This window comes from Ureibacillus sp. GCM10028918 (assembly GCF_042666115.1).
In the GTDB taxonomy this organism is placed as follows: domain Bacteria; phylum Bacillota; class Bacilli; order Bacillales_A; family Planococcaceae; genus Ureibacillus.
This window is the reverse complement of the sequence record NZ_JBHTFK010000014.1, coordinates 17,146-39,799: the sequence shown is the minus strand read 5'-3', so window position 1 is coordinate 39,799 and position 22,654 is coordinate 17,146. Positions and strand designations below refer to the sequence as shown.

The following is a 22,654-nucleotide window of genomic DNA, read 5'->3' as shown; positions in this document are numbered from 1 at the left end:
TTTCAAACAATTATTGTTTCGAAAACGAATCTACATGTTAGTTTACATGTGAAAGTCGATTAACTCAAATAGTTTCTTCATAATTATGTATAATGTTAGAGGAGTTAAGCTTTTAGACATTGAATTTTAGAAAGGCAGATTAAAAAATGATCGATGTTATTGTAATTGGTGGAGGTCCATCTGGATTAATGGCAGCAATAGCAGCTGCAGAACAAAAGAAAAAAGTAGTTTTAATCGAAAAAGGAAATAAACTCGGAAAAAAGTTGGCGATTTCAGGCGGCGGCAGATGCAATGTCACAAATCGGTTATCCGTTGATGAAATCATTAAGCATATCCCAGGAAATGGACGTTTCCTATATAGCCCATTTACTGTTTATAACAATGAAAATATTATCGAATTTTTTGAAGGACTAGGAGTAGCTCTTAAAGAAGAGGACCATGGCCGTATGTTCCCTGTTTCGAACCGTGCTACCGACGTTGTAGAAGCTTTAGTGAAAGAATTAAATCGACTCCACGTTGACATTCGCCTACAAACGACGGTTGCGAAATTATTAATGGATGGCGAAAAAATATTAGGCGTACGCTTATCGGATGGAACAGAACTCCTAGCCAAAGCAGTAGTTGTTGCTGTTGGTGGTAAAGCTGTACCACAAACTGGTTCTACTGGAGATGGCTATCCATGGGCAGAGCGTGCTGGGCATACCGTAACGGACCTTTATCCGACTGAAGTGCCCGTTACCTCTAAAGAGCCTTTCATTCAATCTCGTGAACTACAGGGACTTGCTTTAAGAGATGTGGGGGTTTCGGTCTTAAACAAAAAAGGAAAAGCCATTGTCACACACCAAATGGACATGCTCTTTACTCATTTCGGCGTCAGTGGACCAGCAATTTTAAGATGCAGCCAATTTATTGTAAAAGAACGGAAAAAAAATGGTGGTGCTCCGGTCCAGCTTCGTATTCAAACATTAACAGAATTCAACGAAGAAACATGTTTACAATTTTTAAACAAGCTGTTAAAAGAAGATCCGAAAAAAGCAGTTAAAAACGTATGGAAATCGGTTGCTTCCGAAAGGTGGCTACTATTTTTAATGGAGCGTGCCGGCATCGATCCTTCAGTAACGGCAGCTGAACTCTCTCCAGAAAAAATTCGCCAATTAGCCCGTGAACTTGTTAGCTTCACTATGGATGTCCATGGTACCTTATCTCTCGAAAAAGCCTTTGTCACGGGTGGTGGCGTGTCAGTTAAAGAGATTGAGCCTAAAACAATGGCCTCAAAAATGAAAACAGGCTTGTTCTTCTGTGGCGAAATTTTAGATATTCATGGCTACACTGGCGGATACAATATTACTAGTGCCCTTGTAACAGGACGAATTGCTGGCATGAGTGCCGGTGCAATGAAATAGTTTTTATGAAAGATTGAGCGTGAGAGTGACTATCTATAGCTATTAATATTGCTTTACGGTAGTTGCTCTCTTTATTAAAAAATGTGTCTAAACAGCTTCTAAAGTGTGCCAATATATACTCAAGAGGCAAAACCCCATAAGGATTGGCTTTGCCTTTTCTAAAAAATATTCAAAAGAAACTGCTTGCGTTCCTCTTCATTATTACGAAACTTCTCTTCCAATAATTCCTGTAACAATTTATATTTTCGTTCTTCATCACTTACTAATAGCTTAATTTTTTCCCTTGCAACTAATAAAAAGTTCAAATAATCCTCATAACTTTCGTCAAAAAACTCATTTAAATCACTCTTAATTTGTTTTGCCAACAGGGGACTTGCTCCTTCTGTCGAGATCGCAATCTTCAGCTTCCCTCGTTCTAAATAAGCCACATTATAAAAATTACTATCATCGGGGGAGTCAACAACATTTACAAGTTGATTATCGAAACAATTTTCTCTGATCGTTGCATTAACTTCACGATCATTTGTTGCTGCAATAACAAGAAAAGCATCCCTTGTATCTGTTATTTCAAATTCTCTCTTCAACCATTGAATTTCTCCATTTACAGAATAAGTATGTAGCGTATTCGTAAGAGCAGGACTAATAATAACGATTTGTGCATTTTGCCCTAAGAGCATGTTCGTTTTTTTGGTTGCAATTTCTCCACCACCAACAATAAGCACCCGTTTATTTTCCAAGTTCAACATTACCGGATACATCTATTTCCCTCCTAACAATGAAATAAAGGCTGTATCGAAATACAACCTTTATCATAGTCTACTAAGCTTGATTATGGAATTTGCGACCATCTGTCACTGCTTCAACGTAGCCAGCACGGATAACAAAGTCACCAAAATATTCGTTATCTAAACGTTCTTTGGCAAAGTGTTCAATTATTGGACGAAGAGTTGATAAAATCTCTTCTTCCCCAATGTTTTCTTTATAAATCTTATTTAATCGAGTACCCTTATGACTAGCCCCTAAATAGAAATTATATTTCCCAGGTCCTTTACCGATAAAGCCAATCTCGCCCATTGCAGCACGAGAGCATCCATTTGGGCAGCCTGACATACGGATAGTTATATCTTGATCTCGTAATCCGTTTTCATCTAAAATAACTTCAATTTTTTCAATCAATGAAGGTAAATAACGTTCCGCTTCAGCCATTGCTAAACCACAAGTTGGCAAGGCTACACAAGCAATTGAATTACGACGTAATGCTGAATAATTATCACTATCCGTTAATTGATATTTTTCAATAATGTCATTGATTGCTTTTTTAGCTCGAGCCCCAACGTTTGCAATAACTACATTTTGGTTACCAGTGAAACGGAATTCGCCTTGATGGATTTCGGCAATTTCACGTAATGCCGTTTTCAATGGATAGTTGTCGAAATCTCGAACGCGACCATTTTGTATAAAAAGTGTGAAATGGTATTTACCATCATCCCCTTTTATCCAACCGTAACGATCCCCAGTATGCTCAAAATTAAATGGTTTGGCTTCTTCAAATGTATATCCTAAACGGGACTCTGTTTCTTCTTTTACACTATCTAGGCCCAAGCGATCCACAGTATATTTGAATCGTGCATATTTACGTACAGAACGATCGCCATAGTCACGTTGCACCGTCATAATTTTCTCGCACACGTCAACAATTTTATCCTTTGGAACATATCCAATTAAACGGCTAAGTTGTGGATAAGTTGCTGTATCGCCATGAGTCATCCCCATACCACCGCCAATTGCTACGTTAAAACCTACTAATTTATTATTTTCCAACACAGCAATCAAACCGATATCTTGAGAGAATACGTCAACATCGTTTGCAGGCGGTACTGCGATACCAATCTTAAATTTACGTGGTAAATAGAGAGAACCATAAATCGGCTCTTGCTCTTCCTGTGTATCCACGACTTTTTCTTTATCTAACCAAATTTCATAGTACGCATTTGTGCGAGGCAATAAATGCTCACTGATTTTGGAGGACAATTCAAAAACTTCCTGATGAATATCCGACTGATATGGATTTGCATTACACATAACATTTCGGTTTACATCACCACATGCTGCAATTGTATCGAATAAAACACTATTCAATTCTTGCATATGTTTTTTCATATTCCATTTTAAAATACCATGGAATTGAATTGTTTGACGTGTTGTAATTTTAAATGACTGATTTCCATACTTCTCAGCCAGTTCATCCATTTTAAGCCATTGCTCTGCAGTTGCAACTCCACCTGGCATACGTACACGTACCATGAATTGATAAGCAGGTTCTAATTTCTTCCGTTCACGTTCTAATCGTACGTCGCGGTCATCTTGTAAGTAGCTTCCGTGGAACTTCATTAAACGATTATCCCAATCCGAGATACCCGAGCTAAGTTCCTCCTCCATCGATTCTACAAGACTGCCGCGCAAGTAGTTACTTTCTGCTTTTATTTCCTCAACATCACTAGGTTTACCTTCTTGAGGCGGTAATACAACTTTTTGCACCATTCGTACTTCCCCCTTAATATACATCTCGTTGATAGCGTTTTTGTTTACGTAGTTCTTCAAGATATGCTTTTGCGTCTTCTTCTGTTTTGTTTCCTTGTTCTGCAATGATATGTAGCAATGTATTATGAACGTCAGCTGCCATATGATCCTTATCTCCACATACGTAAAAAGTCGCCCCTTGCTCCAGCCAAGAGAAAATTTCAGCCGCATGTTTTTGCATTTTATGTTGAACATAAACTTTTTCTGCTTTGTCACGAGAAAAGGCTACGTCCAGTTTTGTTAAGACGCCAGATTTAAGCCAGCTTTGCCACTCCGTTTGATATAAAAAGTCTGTTACAAAATGCTGATCTCCGAAGAATAACCAGTTCTTCCCTTCCGCACCCCTTTCTTCACGTTCTTGAATAAATGAGCGGAATGGAGCAACACCTGTACCAGGGCCAACCATAATGATTGGTGTATCATCAGCAGGCAATTTGAAGTTGGGATTTTTTTGTACATATACTCTTACGCTATCACCAATTTCTAATTTGTCTGCCACCTGCGTTGAGCAAACACCTAGGCGTTCACGCCCATCCACTTCATATCGGACTGTCCCAATCGTTAAGTGAACTTCATCAGGATAAGCTGCTAGACTGCTGGAAATTGAGTATTGTCTTGCTGGTAGTTTTCTTAAACTATTTACAAAATTTTGTTCATCCCAACTGAAAGGACCGAATTTTCCGATAACATCTAATAAATCACGGCCATTTGTATAGCTTTTAAATGCTTCTCGATCAGCAAGTATTTCGTGGAACTCTTCACTTAACGTAAATTCACCAATTTTCTGCATAACCGGTTTTGTAAGTGTCGTAATTTCAAGTAAGTCCATTAACGCCTCTTTTAGTGTAACTGCTTGATCGTCAACATTAACTGACTTGTCTGAATCAAACCCCAACGCTGCAATTAATGAGTTTACAAGACTTTCATTATTAGTTGGGTAGATTGCAAGACTATCTCCGGGTTCAAATGTAATTCCCGAATTTTCTAAAGATAATTCTAAATGAATTGTTTCTTTATTGGACCCATGAGCATTTAAGTTAATCTTCTCTAAAATTTCAGCGTTGAATGGATTTTTACGCGAGTACTCTACCGAAGATTCTAAAACAGTTGGAGCTGCTTCTTGTATCGTTTGGTCACTCACTTCGCCTTCCTGTAACTTTAATTTTACAGATTCAAACCATTTTGCTGCTGGTTCGTCATAGTCAAGGTCGCAATCAACACGGTCTGCTATTCTTTGTGCTCCAAGCTTTTCTAGCTGTTCGTCAAAATCAATTCCCGTTTTGCAGAAGAACTCATAGGAACTGTCTCCTAAAGAAAGTACTGCAAATTTTACATGATCTAATTTTGGTGCTCGCTTTCCATACAGATAGCTATGGAAAGAAATTGCGTTATCCGGCGGCTCACCCTCACCATGAGTACTTGCAACTACAAGTAAGTGATCTAATTTTTTTAAAGCATTTGTTTTAAAATCGCTCATTGAAGAAACATTCACTTCAAAACCAGCCTTTTGCAGCTGTTCTCCATACTTTTTAGCTAGCCCACCGGCATTACCTGTTTGCGAAGCATATAAAATTGTAATATGCTTGGATGGAGCTTTTTCAACCGGGGTTGGTAATACTACAACATTACCCGATGGTTGCTCACTTGCAATTGGTTCATTTGTTACTTGTGCACCTACTACAGCAGTTGCACTCAAGTAACCCGTTAACCAAATTTTTTGGTTTTGTGTTAATGTTGCAAAAACTTCATTTAGTTGTTGGACTTGTTGTTCGTTAAAAGGGCTATTGATAACTTCTAACTTCACTTCCCACACACCTCTTCGCCTGAATTATTTTAATCGAATCTTTTCATTTTTTTCGATTTGTACAATAATGTTATCCTGGACAATTAAAGTAATTGACCCATATTTCATCGTACTCATCATTTTTTTTAGATTTTCAACTGCCTGTTGAAAGTTTTCTTGCTTTTTATCCATTTTGAACACTCTCCCTATACGAATATAACGTTTCTTTTACTTGTTCTATTAATACCTGACGAACGTTCTCGTCACACCCTAAGCTTTCACAAAGTACTACCTCATCGCTTGAAAATCCAAAGCTCGCCATTTTCTTCTGAATGCCAATTTTTAAAAGGCCAGTAAACAAGATATATGGAACAACATATACTGGATTTTTTCGATTTTTTTGTAATTGCTCTAATGCATTTTCAAATGAAGGGCCTTTCCCGTATAAGAAACAAATATCAACCTTTGCATAGTTATATGATCGTTTTAGGTTATCTGCAATTTGTTGAAAGTCATGTTGAACGTTTTCATCGCTGCTTCCACGTCCAATAAGTAAAACATCTATCTCTTCATTTTGCTTCGTGCTCTTTTGTCTTACTCGCTCTTGTAAACTATTAATCAATCTTTCTTGAATGCCAAAAGGTTTACCGAACGAAAATGAAACGTTTGGATAAAGTTGTTTTGCTTTATTAATTTCAAGGGGGATATCATGTTTGGCATGATTGGCTGTTAATAATAGAATTGGAATGATGGCAATTTCCGTAGCACCTTTTTCGACACATGTAGAAACTCCTTTTACAATTGAGGGGTCCGCTAATTCAAGGTAGCAAATTTCCTGAATCTCTACATCAATTTGAGGTTTTACTGTTTCAATAAATTGTCTCGCTCCTTCTACACCAGCTTTTACACGACTACCATGTGCAACATATAACACTGCTTGCATTCTATCCCCTTCTTTCCTATACTGAAATTTCTTGTAAGCTGTCTTTTGTTCTTTCAAACCACTCAATTTTCTCGCGCATTTTGACCACTTCACCAACCACAATCATGCTTGGATTTTGTATTGATTCTTTTATTGCTATGTCTACAATTGTTTCTAATGTACCCGTAACCGTTCTCTGGTGTTCCGTTGTTCCCCAATGGATAAGTGCAACGGGAGTTTTTGGATTACGTTTATATTTTATTAGTTGTTCCGTAATATATGGCAGATTCCCTACCCCCATGTATATGGCAAGTGTATCGACTGATTGGGCTAAACCTTGCCAGTTAATCGCGTCATCTTTTCCCTCTCGCATATGACCAGTGACAAGAGCAAAGCTAGAACCTAAGTCACGATGAGTTACTGGAATTCCTGCATAAGCTGGAGCAGCTACCCCGGCAGTAACACCTGGAACAATTTCAAAAGGGATACCTGCTTCAACCAATACTTCCGCTTCTTCCGCACCACGACCAAACACAAATGGATCGCCACCCTTTAGGCGGGTAATTACCTTACCTTGATTTGCGTGCTGGACTAGCAATCTATGGATTCGATCCTGTATTACGCCATGCAGATTTGGTAATTTACCAACAAATATAAGCTCTGCATTAGGTTTTGCAAATTCTAATAATTCCTTATTTACTAGACGGTCGTAAAGAATTACATCCGCTTGTTGAATACACTTTAATCCTTTAACTGTTATTAAATCAACATTTCCCGGTCCAGCTCCAACTATATATACTTTTCCCATTGTATCCCCCCTTACCTAGCATAAAATAATACCTTAATATAAACACAACAATACCTATTGGTCAACTTAGTTTTAAAAAATTATGATTGTTCTGTCATTTAAATTTATTTTTAAAAGACCCCTATAATCCTTTTGATATAACACCGCATAGGTATTTTACATCATAGGTTCATCGGGGCCTCTAGTTTTCTAGTCAGCTCATTAATTCACAGTAAACTTATATACATAATAGTTTTAATGGTTTTATATGTCAATCTCCAATTTCTAAAAATTCCGAAGAAGCTAGCTCAATGCAAGATTTCTTTACTTCCAAAAAAAATTGCTTGGAGGCTAAACCTCCAAGCAATACAATTATCGATCTAATTCTTGGTAACGCTCTTGATAGCGTCCACCGTCAGCTACCGCTGAGTGATATAACGCTTTTAGAGCCAGGTTTTTCTCCAGCCCCATTTCACTTTTGATTCGCTTCAATTCGTCATGAAGCTCACGTTCTTCATTTACTAATTTAAGCATTGTAGATTTTGTATATTTCATGATAACTCATTCCTTATTTAAGTAATTGAATAATGCATACTTTTAAATAATTAAACTCTGGATACTCCTCTAACGTAACAAAATCCTCAGGAAGCTGATGTTGTTCAACAATTTTGTATCGCTGATTCTTCTCTTTAAAAGCCTTATCGATAAAGGATTTAAACTTCTTCATATTAAAGCTTGCATTATTGGTCGATGCGATGATTACCCCCTTGGAAGCTGTAATGTCAATCGCTTCCCCTATAAGCTTTGGATAATCTTTTGATGTACTAAATGTCATTTTTTTCGTACGGGCAAAGCTTGGTGGGTCAAGGACGACAACATCAAATTTCAATTGATGTCTTGCTGCATACGAAAAGTAATCAAATACATTCATGACTTTAATCTGCTGTTGTTCATAATCAATTCCATTTACACTGAATTGCTCAATCGTCATAGGCAAACTTCTTTTTGCAAGGTCTACACTTGTCGTTTCATAAGCTCCACCTAGTACTGCCGCAACGGAGAAAGCTCCAGTATATGAAAATGTATTTAATACTGTTTTCCCTTCTGAAAAGCGTTCACGAAGGGCAAGGCGTACATTTCTTTGATCAAGAAAAATACCAGTCATGGCACCATCGTTCAAATTGACTGCAAAGTTCATGCCATTCTCTTTTATAATAAGAGGAAATTGGCCAACTTCTCCTTCTACATAATCATCTTGCTCAACGTATTGACCATTTGTATCAAAACGTTTTTTCTCGTATATGCCTCGAAAGTTAGCTGTTTCTTTTAGGGCAGTGAAAATAGCCTCACGGAATGAATAGATTCCCTTGCTGTAGAAACTAACTAAATAGAAACCATCAAAATAGTCAATTGTTAGTCCCCCGATACCGTCACCTTCACCATTAAATACGCGAAAGGCCGTCGTATCATCCTTTTTATAAAATGGTTCTCGCTTTTTAAAGGCTTGTTTAAACTTTTCTTCGAAAAAAGCTTCGTTTATTTCCTCTGATGGGTTATTTGTCAAAATCCAGCCTATGCCTTTATTTTGGTTTCCGTAATAACCCGTTGCGATATATTTTCGATTTGGACGGACAATTTTTAACAGTGTTCCTTCTTCCAATGTTTCATCGATTGGTTCAGCTGCCTCTTTTAAAATAAGAGGAAATCCATTCGCAATTTCTGTTACAAAATTCGGTTTAAGTATTAATTCAACTACGTGATTCATCAAGTCATCCTAACTATATAAATTTTCTCTAAGTCTGTTCATTATGACACTGTTTATGCAAAAAAGCGATCTATCCAATTTTTACACTGTCCTAACATTAACCAATAAGTCATCCCACAATATGTAATTATGCTATTTACTTTTCTATTTATGGGCGATGAGATCTCTGCTCGCTTCCCGGTAATCGCTAGTTTTGTCCTTTATGGGCAATGAGCCTTCTCTTCGCTACTCCGTAATTGCAATCTTTATGATTTAAGGGTAATGAGTCCGCTGCTCGCTTCCCGGTCACGGCTAATTTTTTCCTTTAGGGCAATGAGCCTTCTCTTCGCTACTCCGTAATTGCAATCTTTATGATTTAAGGGTAATGAGTCCGCTGCTCGCTTCCCAGTAATGGCTAGCTTTATCCCTTTGGGGCAACAATCTCCTACTTTTCGCCTAATTCCCATTATTCCCATAAAGAAAAACAGAATGCAATCTATCTAGTAGTTCGCATTCTGCTCGAGTGTTATTTTACTACGATATTAACTAGTTTACCTGGAACAGCAATAACTTTGACAATCTGCTTACCTTCAGTAAATTCCAATACTTTTTCATCAGCTTTTGCAATTTCTTCAAGTTGTTCTCTTGTTACGTCTTTTGCTACTTTTACTTTCGCACGTAATTTACCATTTACTTGAACAACTACGTCTACTTCATCGTCTACAAGTTTTGACTCATCGAATGTCGGCCACTCTTCATAAGTAAGTGTACCTGTGTGACCAAGGATTGCCCAAAGCTCTTCGGCAACATGAGGTGCGATTGGGGCTAATAGTTTAACAAAGCCTTCTGCAAACTGAGTCGGGAACGTATCTGCTTTATAGCAATCATTGATAAATACCATCATTTGCGAAATGGCTGTATTGAAACGAAGATGCTCGTAATCATCTGTTACCTTCTTCACGGTTTGGTGATACGATTTTTCAAGTGTAGTATCTGAGCTCGTTTGTACTTTTTCAGATAGAGTACCCTCTTCAGTTGTATATAGGCGCCAAATACGGTCTAAGAAGCGACGTGCACCGTCTAGCCCATTAGTTGACCATGCAACAGAAGCATCTAATGGTCCCATGAACATTTCATATAAACGAAGTGTATCTGCACCATGTGTACCTACGATATCATCAGGATTTACAACATTTCCTTTAGATTTAGACATTTTTTCATTACCTTCACCCAGAATCATTCCTTGGTTGAATAACTTTTGGAATGGTTCTTTAGTCGGAACTACACCTAAATCATAAAGTACTTTATGCCAGAAACGAGCGTACAGTAAGTGCAGTACAGCATGCTCTGCTCCACCGATATATATGTCCACTGGCAACCAACGTTTTAACAATTCTTCGTCGGCAATCGCTTCATTATTCTGTGGATCGATATATCTTAAGAAGTACCAGCTTGAACCTGCCCATTGTGGCATTGTGTTTGTTTCACGGCGACCTTTTTTGCCCGTTACAGGATCAACCACATTTACCCATTCATCAATATTGGCTAATGGTGATTCACCAGTACCAGAAGGACGGATGTTTGTTGTTTTTGGTAATTCTAATGGCAATTCATTTACTGGAATTGTCGTCATTGTACCATCTTCCCAATGAATGACAGGAATTGGTTCACCCCAATAACGCTGACGAGAGAATAACCAGTCACGTAGACGATACGTAACTTTCTTTTCACCAACACCATTTGTTTCAAGCCATTTAATCGCATTGGAAATTCCGTCTGCTTTATTCAAACCATTTAAGAAATCAGAGTTAATATGAGCACCATCACCAGTGAAGGCTTCTTTTTCAATATCTCCACCTTCAAGAACAGGGATAATTTCTAAACCGAATTCTTTTGCGAACTCATAGTCACGCTCATCATGTGCAGGAACTGCCATAATAGCACCTGTACCATATGTTGCTAATACATAGTCTGCAATCCAGATTGGAATTTCTTTTCCGTTAATTGGATTTATCGCAAAAGCTCCTGTAAATACGCCCGTTTTTTCTTTTGCTAAATCTGTACGTTCAAGGTCCGATTTCATTTTTACTTTTTCTAGATATGCTTCCACCGCTTCACGCTGTTCTGCAGTTGTAATTTCATCAACTAATTTATGCTCTGGTGCTAATACGGCATAAGTTGCACCAAATAATGTATCTGGACGTGTTGTGAAGACTTCAAATTGGTCTTTTGTGCCTGCAACCGTAAATTTCACTTGTGCCCCTTCAGAACGACCGATCCAGTTGCGTTGCATGTCTTTAATGGACTCAGGCCAGTCTACTTCTTCCAGATCATCTAATAGGCGGTCAGCATATTTCGTAATACGTAAAACCCACTGACGCATTGGTCGACGCTCAACAGGATGTCCCCCACGCTCTGATTTCCCATCGATTACTTCTTCATTGGCAAGTACTGTACCTAATGCTGGACACCAGTTAACAGGGATTTCGTCTACATAAGCTAAGTCCATTTCAACAAGCTTTGTAAAAATCCATTGTGTCCACTTATAATAGCCCGGATCTGTTGTATTGATTTCACGATCCCAATCGTAGGAGAATCCCAATTCTTGTATTTGACGCTTGAATGTTGCGATATTCTTGGCTGTAAATTCAGCAGGATCATTTCCCGTATCCAGTGCATATTGCTCAGCTGGAAGACCAAATGCATCCCAACCGATTGGATGTAGTACATCATACCCTTGCATCCGTTTAAAACGCGATAAAATATCCGTCGCTGTGTAACCTTCTGGGTGACCAACGTGTAACCCTGCCCCTGATGGATACGGAAACATATCCAATGCGTAGAACTTTGGCTTTGATGAATCATCTAAAGTTTTAAATGATTTATTTTCTAGCCAATATTGTTGCCATTTTTTTTCGATTTGTTGATGATTAAAACTCATGTGCTATCTCCTCCTTAATTTTGAATAGGCACGCTGTGTCGACACGAAGGAAGCTTTTCGTCAAAAGCTGTAATAAAAGTAGATTATCCTAATAATGGTAAAACTAATCATAGTGCAACAGCACCTTTGTATTAGAAGAAGATAGTTACTTCGGATGAAGTTGACAAAATATTTAAAAAATAAAAAAACCCGTCCCTTTCCTTAGAAAGGGACGAGAGATATTTGCAACTCCCGCGGTACCACCCAAATTAGTGACACTACACTCAGCTTAAATTCCATAACGTGGAAAAACGGTTTTAGTTACTATCTTCACTAAAACAGACTCCAAGGCGAGTTCAATTTCTCCACTTGCCAGCTCGCACCACCCGCTAGCTCTCTTTAAAGCTTCAAAATTTACTATTCCTTCTCATTGTCGTACTTTTCATATTTTATTCAGTTTAATGTATCCAGGAAAAATAAACAAGTCTTTCCTAAATTGACAAGATAAAATTTCACTAATTATTTTTCATTTACTGGATTGTGATTATTATATTTGCCAATTTTCCTTTTTATTGGGCTATCGTAAAGAATACATGGGATAATTGCGACGATGAATAACCCGCATAAAACGACTATCAAGGCATTCATATTGTACTGATCTACTATGATTCCACCGATAAATGGTCCAATCATTCTTCCAATTGAACCAATACTATTTACTACCCCTTGGTAAGTCCCGCCTTTTCCTTTTGGTGCCAACATATTGGCAATTGTCGGTACTGCAGGCCATACAAAGATTTCGCCTAAAGTTAAGATCATCATTGCTACAGCAAACATTTTAAAGCTTTCTGCAAATAAAATAATCGTAAAGGAAAACATCATTATTAACATTCCCACTACTAACTGAGCTTTAATTTGCTTTTCGTACTTTTGAACAAGTGGACTAATCAGTGGTTGAAGCGTGATGATTAATAAACCGTTTATTGTCCAAAGTAAACTGTATTCTTTTAGACCGATTCCTAGTTGTTGAATATGTGTAGATAACGTTGAAGCCCATTGTGAGTAGCCAACCCATGCCAATAAGAAAGCACTGCACAGAATGAGCAACGAATAAAAGTTAGCTTTTGATGGATTATTTTCGATAACTTCCTCGTCATTTCCTTTTTCAATTTTCGGATCCATATGACGATAAGTAATAACCGCTATAAGTAAAAAGAGTATATATAATCCTAAATTCGAGATGAATAAATAATCAAAACTCACTTCTGCAATAGGACCTGCTAAAGCTGGTCCAACGGCAACCCCGAGATTTTGCGCTAAATAAATCGCATTGAATCCTTTTCTGCCTCCTTCAGGCCACACAGAACCTACCAAAGCAAACATTGCCGGAATAACAATCCCACTCCCGAATCCCATAACGATTAAAAAGTAAACATAATGTGGCCAACCATGCCAAATGGTAATTCCTATCAACGAAATAACTGTTATCGAAATACCGAGCATAATGGATTTATAGCCACCGAATTTATCAAACAAGTAGCCCCCCACTAAATTCCCTAGAACAGTTGCACCAGCATTCATCATTAAAACAAATCCTGCCACTGATAAAGATTGTCCTAAATGGTCATGCATGTAAATAGTATTTAAAGGCCAAATAAGCGAGCTTCCTGTAATATTTATAAATGCTCCGATAACAAGTAACCAGACTTTTTTGGGCATTCCCATTCTCCTCCATTAAAACTAGTAGAAACACCCTTACTGCATAAGTTGATGTTCTTCTTGTTGTATTATTATTAGTTTTGCAATTAGAAAACATGCTTTTCAAAATAATCTAAAGCTAGCGTAAAACCTTATTTGCACTTATGCAGATAAGAGTTTGAGCACTTTCTTATGTGCCAAAAAATAATAGTAGTCCCCTTTTTAAAAAAGTACAAGAAAAAGATTTTAAGAATGATAAAACCATTAAAAGAAAGAAAATTTAAACAAATCCCCCATTATAACTAGAGCTTTATCCCATCTGCATAAGAATTACAGCTAAGGAGAGATTTGTTCAAGTGCCACGAGACTTTTTTCATGGTAGAATGATTTGTTAGAGGAGTGAAAGCAGATGTCAGAACAACAATTTCCTTTCCCGTCTGATGGGAAACGTTACTATACATGGAATCGCTATTTAAGAGATGAATTTGGTAAAAAGGTATATAAAGTGGCACTGGATGCAGGCTTTGATTGCCCAAATCGTGATGGTACGGTCGCTTTTGGCGGTTGTACATTTTGTAGTGCAGCAGGAAGCGGCGACTTCGCCGGAGACCGCGTCGACCCAATCCCGGTTCAATTCGAAAAAATCAAAGAAAAAATGCAGCATAAATGGAAAGACGGTATGACAATGGCCTATTTCCAAGCATACACAAACACACATGCACCACTTCATGTGCTAAAAGAAAAGTTTGAAGCAGCCCTCGCTTGCGAAGGAGTTATGGGGTTAAGTATCGCAACTCGTCCGGATTGCTTACCGGATGATGTCGTGGAATATTTGGCAGAACTAAATGAAAGAACTTATTTATGGGTTGAGCTGGGCCTACAAACAGTCCATGAAAAAACAGCGAACCTAATTAACCGTGCCCACGATTACGCAACTTACGTGGAGGGTGTGGAAAAACTGCGCAAGCATAATATTCGCATCTGTACACACATCATCAACGGATTGCCATTGGAAGATTACGATATGATGATGGAGACTGCACGAGAAGTTGCGAAGCTTGATGTTCAAGGAATTAAAATTCACCTGCTTCATTTATTAAAAGGAACTCCTTTAGTAAAGCAATACGAAAAAGGAATGTTAGAATTCCTCGAAAAAGATCAATACATTCAATTAGTAGCTGACCAATTGGAAATCATTCCACCAGAAATGATTGTGCATCGCATCACTGGAGATGGTCCGATTGATTTAATGATTGGCCCAATGTGGAGTGTAAACAAATGGGAAGTGCTAAATGGAATTGATGCAGAACTCGAACGCCGAGGCAGCTGGCAAGGAAAGTTATCAGTTCCCTCTACAAACGGAACTTTATAGAGAACACTTATTGTGTGTTTTTAAGAGGATGTGAGGAATCATGAAGCTTCAAAGAGTTATACAATATGCTCAATCCCTCCTTATGCAATCAATTGAAAAAGGAGAGATTGCAGTCGATGGTACTGCCGGTAATGGACATGATACATTATTTCTGGCACAACTCGTGGGAGTTGCTGGACATGTTTATGCATTTGATATTCAACAACAAGCGGTAGAAGCAACATTGGAGCGGCTGGCTGAACACAGTGTGACAAATGCCACTGTCCTTTTGGAAGGTCACGAAAACGTTGCAAAGCATGTGCAACAGGAAATTGCGGGTGCCATTTTCAATTTAGGGTATTTGCCTGGTGCCGACCATACAATCGTCACAAAAGGAAATACAACGATTGTTGCCATCGAACAATTATTGCAGCTTTTAAAAGTTGGAGGCATCATTGTTCTAGTAATCTATCATGGGCATGAAGGGGGAAAAAAGGAACGTGATGAAGTATTACATTTCGTAAGTTCTCTCCCTCAAAAACATGTTCATGTATTGCGCTACGAATTTATTAATCAAAAAAACGACCCACCTTTTATCGTTGCACTTGAAAAAGTTAAACATTTTCCAAGATAATAAAAGCGTGAAGCAAAACGATTACTCGTTTACTTCACGCTTTTTATTATTTTTTATCTTTATTATATTCTTCCCAGAACGTTGCGTTCTTAATACCCAACTTAATAGGATCGAAAACGGGATCTTTTCCTTCTTTTTTCTGCTGCTCATAATCTTTTAAAGCTAAAATGGCTGGCTTCATCAAAATGAGAATGGCGATTACATTTATCCAAACCATCAAGCCCAGACCTAAGTCACCGAACTTCCAGGCTAAATCTGATGTTCGAACCGCACCGTAAAAAGTAGAAACAATTATTACTATTTTTAAGATCCATGTAGCGTTTCTTTCAGTCTTTCCTGAAACAAGATACGCAACATTGGTTTCTGCAATATAGTAATATGCCATAATTGTTGTAAATGCAAAGAAGAATAAGGCAACAGCAACAAAAGCAGAACCAAAATTATTGAAAGTTGGAAATGCTGCATTTACTGCTAATTGAGTAAATTCTGTATAAGTTGCTCCCGCCACATGCTCGGCTACTAATTCTCCATCCGCGCTGCCAACGTTGACATTATAAGTACCCATAAATAGAATCATCAATGCAGTTGCAGAACAAACTAATAATGTATCAATATAAATGGATGCTGCCTGTACTAAACCTTGTTTAGCCGGGTGTGATACTTCTGCTGCAGCTGCTGAGTGAGGTCCAGTCCCTTGACCCGCTTCATTTGAATAAACTGCACGCTTAACTCCCCACGCAATTGCTGCACCAATCATCCCCCCGAATGTTGCATCTGCGTTAAATGCACTTCTGAAGATTAAAGCAAAAACTTCTGGAACTTGCCCAATATTCATTATGATTACAACTAAAGCTAATAAAATATAAAGAACAGCCATAAATGGCACAATAATTTGTGCAGCGTTTGCGATTCGTTTAACCCCACCCATTATAATAAATGCTAAAATGACAACAACGATAACTCCCGTAACCGTAGGATCAATATTAAATGCATTATCTACAGCACTTGTAATCGCATTTGATTGTACACCGGGCATTAATACTGCAACCGCTAGTATTGCAGCTAGAGCGAAGATTACACCAAACCAGCGTTGACCAGTTCCCTTTTCAATATAAAATGCAGGCCCTCCACGATAAACACCGTTTTTCTTGTCTTTATAAATTTGTGCCAATGTTGACTCTATGTAAGCTGTAGAAGCACCAATGAAAGCTGTTACCCACATCCAAAAAACTGCACCAGGTCCACCAAAAGCAATTGCAGTAGCTGTACCGACTATGTTACCAGTACCAACACGTCCCGATAATGCCATAGTTAGAGCTTGGAACGATGTTACCCCTGCTTCCGATTTTTCTCCCGTAAACATTAGCGTGAACATATCCTTAATTTTTCTTACTTGGACAAACTTTGTTAAGATGGAAAACAAGAGTCCGACTACTAAAATACCATAAATCATAACTGGACCCCATAAAATATCATTTAACCATGTGACAATTTGATCAATCATGAATACACCTCTCAATTTTTTATTTGTTAGAATATTATTTATATTACATAAATTAAAAATTCTATTCAACCTATTTTTATATAATGCTATTAAAATGTTTCAAAATTTTGAATCTTGTAAATTATATAAATGTTGATTTTCAATTATTCCATCTTTTGAACGCTACAAAAAAAAAAAAAAATGTCCCAAAAATTTGTACACCAAACTTTTGAGACATTTAACGCATATTATTAAATTATATAGCCAAGTGACCTCATCACGTTATTCATAAAATCTCTACTGTAAATAAAAATTTCTTCTCTTTCATTATCGTGGAAAAGATTATGATAACTGTATGGCCACTCTTTATATTGGATTTCTTTAGATTTTTGATTGAATAACCATTTGCGCCCGGATGCAGGATCCGTTATTTTATCTTGTTTTGCCGATAGCAGCAATACTGGCAACGTTAAATTATTTTCTTGTTCTGCCAGTATATTTTTCATGAGTGTCTGAACTTCCTTGTACCATCCAACTGTTACATTGGAATGATAAGGAACATTGTCTGATAACTCCTGATATCCATCATTGTTTCTAGTTAACCACTTCTTATCAAGATTTAACGACATTTTTTTATTTGAAGCGAGTGACCCTAAACTCGTCATTGCATTCGTAATCAAATTCGTTGTTTTTCTTAAGCTCAGCCATGGAGATGTCAGGATTAATCCTGCACATTCCACTGTATTCTTTTTCAAATAATTTATCGCTAATGTTGCTCCAAACCCATGCCCCATTATAAAAACAGGCAACTGATAAAGTAGTGCATTTTGCATTAGTTTTTTAATAAAATCCGAATACTCTTTTATATCTTCATCATGGATTTTGGCATATTTAGCGTTCTTGCCATGCCCAGGTAAATCACCCATGACAATAGTAAAGCCTTCTGTACGAAGCTTTTCGATTAACCATGCATACCATTGATGATTCTCGAATGCGCTGTGCAATATAACGACAACCGCCTTTGCTTGTCCTTCTGCTTCCCATTTCCACATACTTGCCCCTCCTACCCATTAGAAAACGGGTATAACTACCACTATAATTTTCCATTTACGCCCTAATTTGATACGCTATACTATATCATACTAAAGAATTGAGGAGATTTTCGATGATTTACCCTTTTAAAGATAAAAATCCTAAAATAGACCCATCTGTATATATTGCAGATAATGCTGTAGTTACAGGAGATGTCATAATCGACGAAGAATCTACTATCTGGTTCAGCACTGTTATTCGCGGTGATGTAGCTCCAACGACTATTGGGAAACGATGCAGTATTCAAGATTTAAGCTGTATACACCAAAGTCCTGATAATCCTGTCATTATTGAAGACGAAGTAACTGTTGGACACCAAGTCACTTTACATGGCTGTGTCATTCGAAAACGAGCTTTGATTGGCATGGGTTCAATCATTTTAGACGGAGCAGAAATTGGAGAAGGAGCATTTATAGGTGCCGGTAGTTTAGTGCCTCCTGGCAAAAAAATTCCTCCCAATAGCTTGGCGATGGGAAGACCCGCAAAAGTTGTACGGGAAGTCACAGCAGAAGACCGCGAAGATATGGATCGTATAATTCGGGAATATGTAGAAAAAGGACAAATATACAAATCCCTCCAATCATAAAATCATATTATAGTAGCAACTCAAATTTGGCGTTGGGTATAACGCTTCCCGCTTATACCCGTCTTTTTCTTAATTACTTTTTTAATGTCTTATACTCGTTTACATATACTACATATATAAAGGAGAATGAGATGGACCAGTTTGAAAAGAGAAGCATCTACTGGGTATTTGCAATTCTTGTCATTGTAATTGCACCGATTATCGTATTATTAACTCCTGTCGTTCTATCGGTAGTTGTTTTTGAAGACCCCAATAAAATTGCCTTTATATCATTTGGCAAAAATTTAATCATGTATTTATTAGCGTTTTTCATTACTTTCATTTCATTAGTATTCTTATATTTCGTTAAAAAGTTTATTACAAAGCTTTATGTTATCATTTTATCTCTTTTTGGATTTTTTACTATTTATCTAACGGGATTAAATTATTATGTGTATTTAGATGAAAACTATATTGAGTACAACCCTTTGTTAGGAAGCAAAGTAGTCTATCAATGGGCTGAGTTAACAAACGTAAGGCATCTCTACCCTGATAGCGAGACAGGGGAAGACGAGAAATATATTTTTCATTTTAGTGATGGCTATTCTTTTCAATTTGAACCTACCGGTGCAATGGATTCTTCAGTTAAAAGCAAACTATATAACAAGCTTCAATTATTCAAAGTGCCAATTGAAGAGTATTAATTAATTGGAATGCGTAAAGCGAATAAATAAAAACACCTTCGAACTAGACTACAAAATGAACTGCATCTAGTAACGAAAGTGTTTTTATTTTTAGTTTTTGTTTCGTGGTTTCATTCTGACCGTTCCTAATAGTATCCAAGAATATTTGAAGTAGCGTGTAATCAGTTCAACTGTTATGATCGAGAAAATTAACCCCGATAAGAATAAACCTAAGTTAAATAAGTGATACCATGAATCTTGTGGAGTAATCGGAATCATTCGAAAATATAACAGGAAGAATGGATGAATTAAATATACTCCAAAAGATATGTCACCGAGGTAAAGAAGTGCTTTCTTTAATCCACCATTTAGTTTTTCATAAATTGTAAACGCAAAACCAAAGTAAAATATTGCAGCAAAATAAGTAAAGGCATTCCATAATAATTCATAAACCATTGAATCATATGAGGCCAAACCTTTTCTTGTAAGGTACATCGCGTAGACATAAAAAAAACCAGATATTAGCCAGAGTACGCTCAATATATACCTTTTGTTTGTACGCAAGAATGTTCTGAACTGTTCAAAATACACGCCTAGATAAATCCCCAAAAAATAATAGGACATATAAGAAAGAGAAATACTCCCTTTAAATGTAATATGGAAGAAATAATGATTTAGTAAGACAAACGTCCATTGAATCACTAGACCAATTAACAACGAATATTTTGAAATCCATTTATACTTTTGTACCATATAAAGAACCAAAGGAAATATAAGATATAACTGAATACTTATGAAGACAAAGTATAAATGTGTATAAGCTTTCCCTGTTAATACTTTTTGTGTAAAAATGGTCAATGCTTCCGTTAAAGAATAATCGTAATAAAGGTGTACTGTTAATGCAAAATAGAATACAGAAAAAATAAGATATGGCACTACTACATATAGAAATCTCTTTTTATAGAAATTTAATAACATCTTCTTCGTTATTTCGCGATTTGCATAATTATAAAACAACACAAAGCTACTTAAAAATATGAATGTGGGCGTTCCATATTTAAAGAATGTATTTAAAAAATTATAAAAAACATAACTTCTACTCTCTGGCGGTAATTCTACGGTTATAAATGAAGTTGAGTGAACAAATAGTACGCCTATGATTGCTATTCCTCGTACAATCCCTATTTCATTTAACCTTTCTCTTTTACTCATAATTAAAACCTCTCAATATTTATCTACTAATCTTCACAACCAATTAAACAACTAGCTGTCTATGTACTGCTTAACTGCTTAAATTTCATCCAAAAGGTTTTGCCTATGAACTTTATTATTAGTGACGAACCTTAAACAAACCTTAAAATCCAGTTTGCGCATTATAGGGAATTTTTAGAGCTATCTTTCAATTCCCTAAAAATAAAATAAAAAACATGTGCAGAAAAACATTCGTTTTTCTGCACATGTTTGAGACTGTTGACGAACGTTCAATCCTTGAAGTTGCTTGTCTCGCTCGTCTCCTCGTGGATGTATTGTTTAATTCGGGTCAACGCTTTAGCCGGGTTCCTTACTCACTATTGTTTTCAAACAGTCTAGGTACCTACTTTTTTTAGAATTAACAAAAAAACCGAGTAGAAAAAGTCGAATATCGACTTTATCTACTCGGTTTCAGTTTTAATAAGTGGAAAAGTTAAATTCCAGCTTTTTCTTTTAGTTGCCCAGCGATATCTGTATTTTCCCATGGCACGTCTAAGTCAGTACGACCAAAGTGTCCATAAGCAGCTGTTTGTTTGTAGATTGGTCTACGAAGGTCAAGCATTTTAATAATGCCAGCAGGACGTAAATCGAATAATTCACTTACCCATTCTACTAATTGTTCTTCTTTCACGATTCCAGTTCCAAATGTATCAATGGCAATTGATACAGGTCGGGCAACACCGATTGCATAAGCTAATTGTACTTCAGCACGTTCGGCCAGACCCGCAGCTACAATATTTTTTGCAACGTATCTTGCAGCATATGCTGCTGAGCGGTCAACTTTTGTCGCATCCTTACCAGAGAATGCACCACCACCATGGCGAGCATACCCACCATAAGTATCTACAATAATTTTACGACCTGTCAGACCTGCATCGCCTTTTGGACCACCGATTACAAAACGGCCAGTTGGGTTAATAAAGTATTTTGTGTTCGCATCAATTAAGTCAGCAGGCACCACTACATTAATGACTTTTTCTTTGATATCTTCATGGATTTGTTCTAACGTAACTTCTTCATCGTGTTGAGTAGAAATAACAATCGTATCTACACGTACCGGCTTGTTATTTTCATCATACTCGATAGTTACTTGAGTTTTACCATCAGGACGCAAGTAAGAAAGTTCTTGAGATTTTCGCACTTCTGTTAGGCGTCGAGCTAGTCTGTGTGCAAGACTGATTGGAAGTGGCATAAGTTCTGGTGTCTCATTACATGCAAACCCGAACATTAATCCTTGGTCCCCTGCTCCAATCGCTTCAATATCCTCGTCAGTCATGAATCCTTCACGAGCTTCTAAAGCTTGGTCAACTCCTTGTGCAATATCTGGTGATTGCTCGCCAATTGCTACTAACACAGCTAGGTTTTCTGCGTCAAAACCATATTTTCCGCGAGTATAGCCAATCTCTGCTACAGTATCCCGAACAATTCCTTTAATATCTACATATGTTGAAGTTGTGATTTCACCTGCAACCAGCACTAAACCAGTTGTCACGGTTGTTTCACAAGCTACACGAGCATTTGGGTCTTCTTTTAAAATCGCATCCAAAATTGCATCTGAGATTTGGTCACAAATTTTATCTGGGTGTCCTTCTGTTACACTTTCTGATGTAAACAGTCTACGGTTTGTCATTTCGTTTCCTCCTAAGTTTATAGCGAGATAAATTCTCGTTGTTGATACGGTACTCATTATCCATGTTTAACCCGCTCTACTCGATCGGTATTTCAGCCGTTACCATTTAACTTGTTCATTCTTTCCTA

19 protein-coding genes and 1 other annotated feature are annotated in these 22,654 nt (G+C 37.3%); of the genes, 5 read left to right on the top strand and 14 right to left on the bottom strand.

What is annotated here, in order from left to right:
• The first annotated feature begins 146 nt into the window (after positions 1-146).
• On the top strand, positions 147-1,403 hold the full coding sequence (locus ACFQU5_RS12700; protein WP_390288286.1) for a BaiN/RdsA family NAD(P)/FAD-dependent oxidoreductase: 1,257 nt from the start codon (positions 147-149) through the stop codon (positions 1,401-1,403).
• Positions 1,404-1,561: 158 nt separating this feature from the next.
• Here the strand turns inward: ACFQU5_RS12700 and ACFQU5_RS12695 are convergent, their stop codons facing one another.
• From ACFQU5_RS12695 to ACFQU5_RS12650, 10 genes are all read right to left on the bottom strand, one after another.
• The gene (locus tag ACFQU5_RS12695) at positions 1,562-2,161 is read right to left on the bottom strand and encodes an NAD(P)-binding protein (protein WP_390288284.1); all 600 of its coding nucleotides are present in this window, start codon (positions 2,159-2,161) and stop codon (positions 1,562-1,564) included.
• A 61-nt stretch (positions 2,162-2,222) separates the two neighbouring features.
• Entirely contained in the window at positions 2,223-3,944 is a 1,722-nt protein-coding gene (gene cysI / locus ACFQU5_RS12690) for an assimilatory sulfite reductase (NADPH) hemoprotein subunit (RefSeq protein WP_390288282.1), read from the bottom strand.
• Between the two features lie 13 nt (positions 3,945-3,957).
• Positions 3,958-5,787: an assimilatory sulfite reductase (NADPH) flavoprotein subunit gene (locus ACFQU5_RS12685; protein WP_390288280.1), complete on the bottom strand. Its 1,830-nt coding sequence runs from the start codon at positions 5,785-5,787 to the stop codon at positions 3,958-3,960.
• A gap of 24 nt (positions 5,788-5,811) precedes the next feature.
• Complete coding sequence (locus ACFQU5_RS12680; protein ID WP_390288278.1) at positions 5,812-5,958, bottom strand: YezD family protein; 147 nt, start codon at positions 5,956-5,958, stop codon at positions 5,812-5,814.
• Entirely contained in the window at positions 5,951-6,709 is a 759-nt protein-coding gene (locus tag ACFQU5_RS12675; RefSeq protein WP_390288276.1) for a sirohydrochlorin chelatase, read from the bottom strand. Before ACFQU5_RS12675 ends, ACFQU5_RS12680 begins: the two co-directional genes overlap by 8 nt.
• A 16-nt stretch (positions 6,710-6,725) precedes the next feature.
• Entirely contained in the window at positions 6,726-7,496 is a 771-nt protein-coding gene (gene cobA, locus ACFQU5_RS12670) for a uroporphyrinogen-III C-methyltransferase (RefSeq protein WP_390288274.1), read from the bottom strand.
• 351 nt (positions 7,497-7,847) lie between these two features.
• Positions 7,848-8,030, bottom strand: coding sequence for a hypothetical protein (locus tag ACFQU5_RS12665; RefSeq protein ID WP_390288272.1), 183 nt, complete (start codon positions 8,028-8,030; stop codon positions 7,848-7,850).
• A gap of 13 nt (positions 8,031-8,043) precedes the next feature.
• On the bottom strand, positions 8,044-9,240 hold the full coding sequence (locus ACFQU5_RS12660) for a class I SAM-dependent rRNA methyltransferase (protein ID WP_390288270.1): 1,197 nt from the start codon (positions 9,238-9,240) through the stop codon (positions 8,044-8,046).
• A gap of 505 nt (positions 9,241-9,745) precedes the next feature.
• A complete protein-coding gene (gene leuS / locus ACFQU5_RS12655; RefSeq protein ID WP_390288268.1) occupies positions 9,746-12,160 on the bottom strand; it encodes a leucine--tRNA ligase in 2,415 nt (804 codons plus the stop codon).
• A 204-nt stretch (positions 12,161-12,364) separates the two neighbouring features.
• Positions 12,365-12,579 (bottom strand) — a binding site (T-box leader).
• Positions 12,580-12,658: 79 nt separating this feature from the next.
• Positions 12,659-13,858, bottom strand: a complete 1,200-nt coding sequence (locus ACFQU5_RS12650; RefSeq protein WP_390288266.1) for an MDR family MFS transporter — start codon at positions 13,856-13,858, stop codon at positions 12,659-12,661.
• A 388-nt stretch (positions 13,859-14,246) separates the two neighbouring features.
• On the opposite strand from ACFQU5_RS12650, the gene mnmL reads away from it, so the two are divergent.
• Positions 14,247-15,209: a tRNA modification radical SAM protein MnmL/YtqA gene (mnmL, locus tag ACFQU5_RS12645; RefSeq protein ID WP_390288264.1), complete on the top strand. Its 963-nt coding sequence runs from the start codon at positions 14,247-14,249 to the stop codon at positions 15,207-15,209.
• A gap of 40 nt (positions 15,210-15,249) precedes the next feature.
• The gene (mnmM, locus tag ACFQU5_RS12640; RefSeq protein ID WP_390288262.1) at positions 15,250-15,822 is read left to right on the top strand and encodes a tRNA 5-(aminomethyl)-2-thiouridylate-methyltransferase MnmM; all 573 of its coding nucleotides are present in this window, start codon (positions 15,250-15,252) and stop codon (positions 15,820-15,822) included.
• A gap of 46 nt (positions 15,823-15,868) precedes the next feature.
• On the opposite strand, the gene ACFQU5_RS12635 is transcribed toward mnmM, so the two are convergent.
• Together ACFQU5_RS12635 and ACFQU5_RS12630 are read right to left on the bottom strand one after the other, a co-directional pair.
• Positions 15,869-17,323, bottom strand: a complete 1,455-nt coding sequence (locus tag ACFQU5_RS12635) for an alanine/glycine:cation symporter family protein (RefSeq protein ID WP_390288318.1) — start codon at positions 17,321-17,323, stop codon at positions 15,869-15,871.
• A 233-nt stretch (positions 17,324-17,556) separates the two neighbouring features.
• Positions 17,557-18,357, bottom strand: coding sequence for an alpha/beta hydrolase (locus ACFQU5_RS12630; RefSeq protein WP_390288260.1), 801 nt, complete (start codon positions 18,355-18,357; stop codon positions 17,557-17,559).
• A 113-nt stretch (positions 18,358-18,470) separates the two neighbouring features.
• Between ACFQU5_RS12630 and ACFQU5_RS12625 the strand changes: the two genes are divergently transcribed.
• Positions 18,471-18,983 (top strand): gamma carbonic anhydrase, encoded by a 513-nt coding sequence (locus ACFQU5_RS12625; RefSeq protein WP_390288258.1) that lies wholly within the window; start codon positions 18,471-18,473, stop codon positions 18,981-18,983.
• Between the two features lie 131 nt (positions 18,984-19,114).
• On the top strand, positions 19,115-19,666 hold the full coding sequence (locus ACFQU5_RS12620; RefSeq protein WP_390288256.1) for a hypothetical protein: 552 nt from the start codon (positions 19,115-19,117) through the stop codon (positions 19,664-19,666).
• 90 nt (positions 19,667-19,756) lie between these two features.
• On the opposite strand, the gene ACFQU5_RS12615 is transcribed toward ACFQU5_RS12620, so the two are convergent.
• Complete coding sequence (locus tag ACFQU5_RS12615) at positions 19,757-20,857, bottom strand: acyltransferase (RefSeq protein WP_390288254.1); 1,101 nt, start codon at positions 20,855-20,857, stop codon at positions 19,757-19,759.
• Between the two features lie 472 nt (positions 20,858-21,329).
• Positions 21,330-22,526, bottom strand: a complete 1,197-nt coding sequence (metK, locus tag ACFQU5_RS12610) for a methionine adenosyltransferase (protein ID WP_390288252.1) — start codon at positions 22,524-22,526, stop codon at positions 21,330-21,332.
• Positions 22,527-22,654: the final 128 nt, after the last annotated feature.

Bases quoted from the DNA above. Each gene is read 5' to 3' on its own strand.
- ACFQU5_RS12620 (WP_390288256.1), top strand. From the start codon at position 19,115: ATGGACCAGTTTGAAAAGAGAAGCATCTACTGGGTATTTGCAATTCTT.
- mnmM (WP_390288262.1), top strand. From the start codon at position 15,250: ATGAAGCTTCAAAGAGTTATACAATATGCTCAATCCCTCCTTATGCAA.
- cysI (WP_390288282.1), bottom strand. From the start codon at position 3,944: ATGGTGCAAAAAGTTGTATTACCGCCTCAAGAAGGTAAACCTAGTGAT.
- ACFQU5_RS12615 (WP_390288254.1), bottom strand. From the start codon at position 20,857: ATGAGTAAAAGAGAAAGGTTAAATGAAATAGGGATTGTACGAGGAATA.
- ACFQU5_RS12630 (WP_390288260.1), bottom strand. From the start codon at position 18,357: ATGTGGAAATGGGAAGCAGAAGGACAAGCAAAGGCGGTTGTCGTTATA.
- ACFQU5_RS12625 (WP_390288258.1), top strand. From the start codon at position 18,471: ATGATTTACCCTTTTAAAGATAAAAATCCTAAAATAGACCCATCTGTA.
- ACFQU5_RS12665 (WP_390288272.1), bottom strand. From the start codon at position 8,030: ATGAAATATACAAAATCTACAATGCTTAAATTAGTAAATGAAGAACGT.
- ACFQU5_RS12680 (WP_390288278.1), bottom strand. From the start codon at position 5,958: ATGGATAAAAAGCAAGAAAACTTTCAACAGGCAGTTGAAAATCTAAAA.
- ACFQU5_RS12675 (WP_390288276.1), bottom strand. From the start codon at position 6,709: ATGCAAGCAGTGTTATATGTTGCACATGGTAGTCGTGTAAAAGCTGGT.
- ACFQU5_RS12650 (WP_390288266.1), bottom strand. From the start codon at position 13,858: ATGCCCAAAAAAGTCTGGTTACTTGTTATCGGAGCATTTATAAATATT.
- metK (WP_390288252.1), bottom strand. From the start codon at position 22,526: ATGACAAACCGTAGACTGTTTACATCAGAAAGTGTAACAGAAGGACAC.
- leuS (WP_390288268.1), bottom strand. From the start codon at position 12,160: ATGAGTTTTAATCATCAACAAATCGAAAAAAAATGGCAACAATATTGG.
- ACFQU5_RS12700 (WP_390288286.1), top strand. From the start codon at position 147: ATGATCGATGTTATTGTAATTGGTGGAGGTCCATCTGGATTAATGGCA.
- ACFQU5_RS12660 (WP_390288270.1), bottom strand. From the start codon at position 9,240: ATGAATCACGTAGTTGAATTAATACTTAAACCGAATTTTGTAACAGAA.
- cobA (WP_390288274.1), bottom strand. From the start codon at position 7,496: ATGGGAAAAGTATATATAGTTGGAGCTGGACCGGGAAATGTTGATTTA.
- ACFQU5_RS12695 (WP_390288284.1), bottom strand. From the start codon at position 2,161: ATGTATCCGGTAATGTTGAACTTGGAAAATAAACGGGTGCTTATTGTT.
- mnmL (WP_390288264.1), top strand. From the start codon at position 14,247: ATGTCAGAACAACAATTTCCTTTCCCGTCTGATGGGAAACGTTACTAT.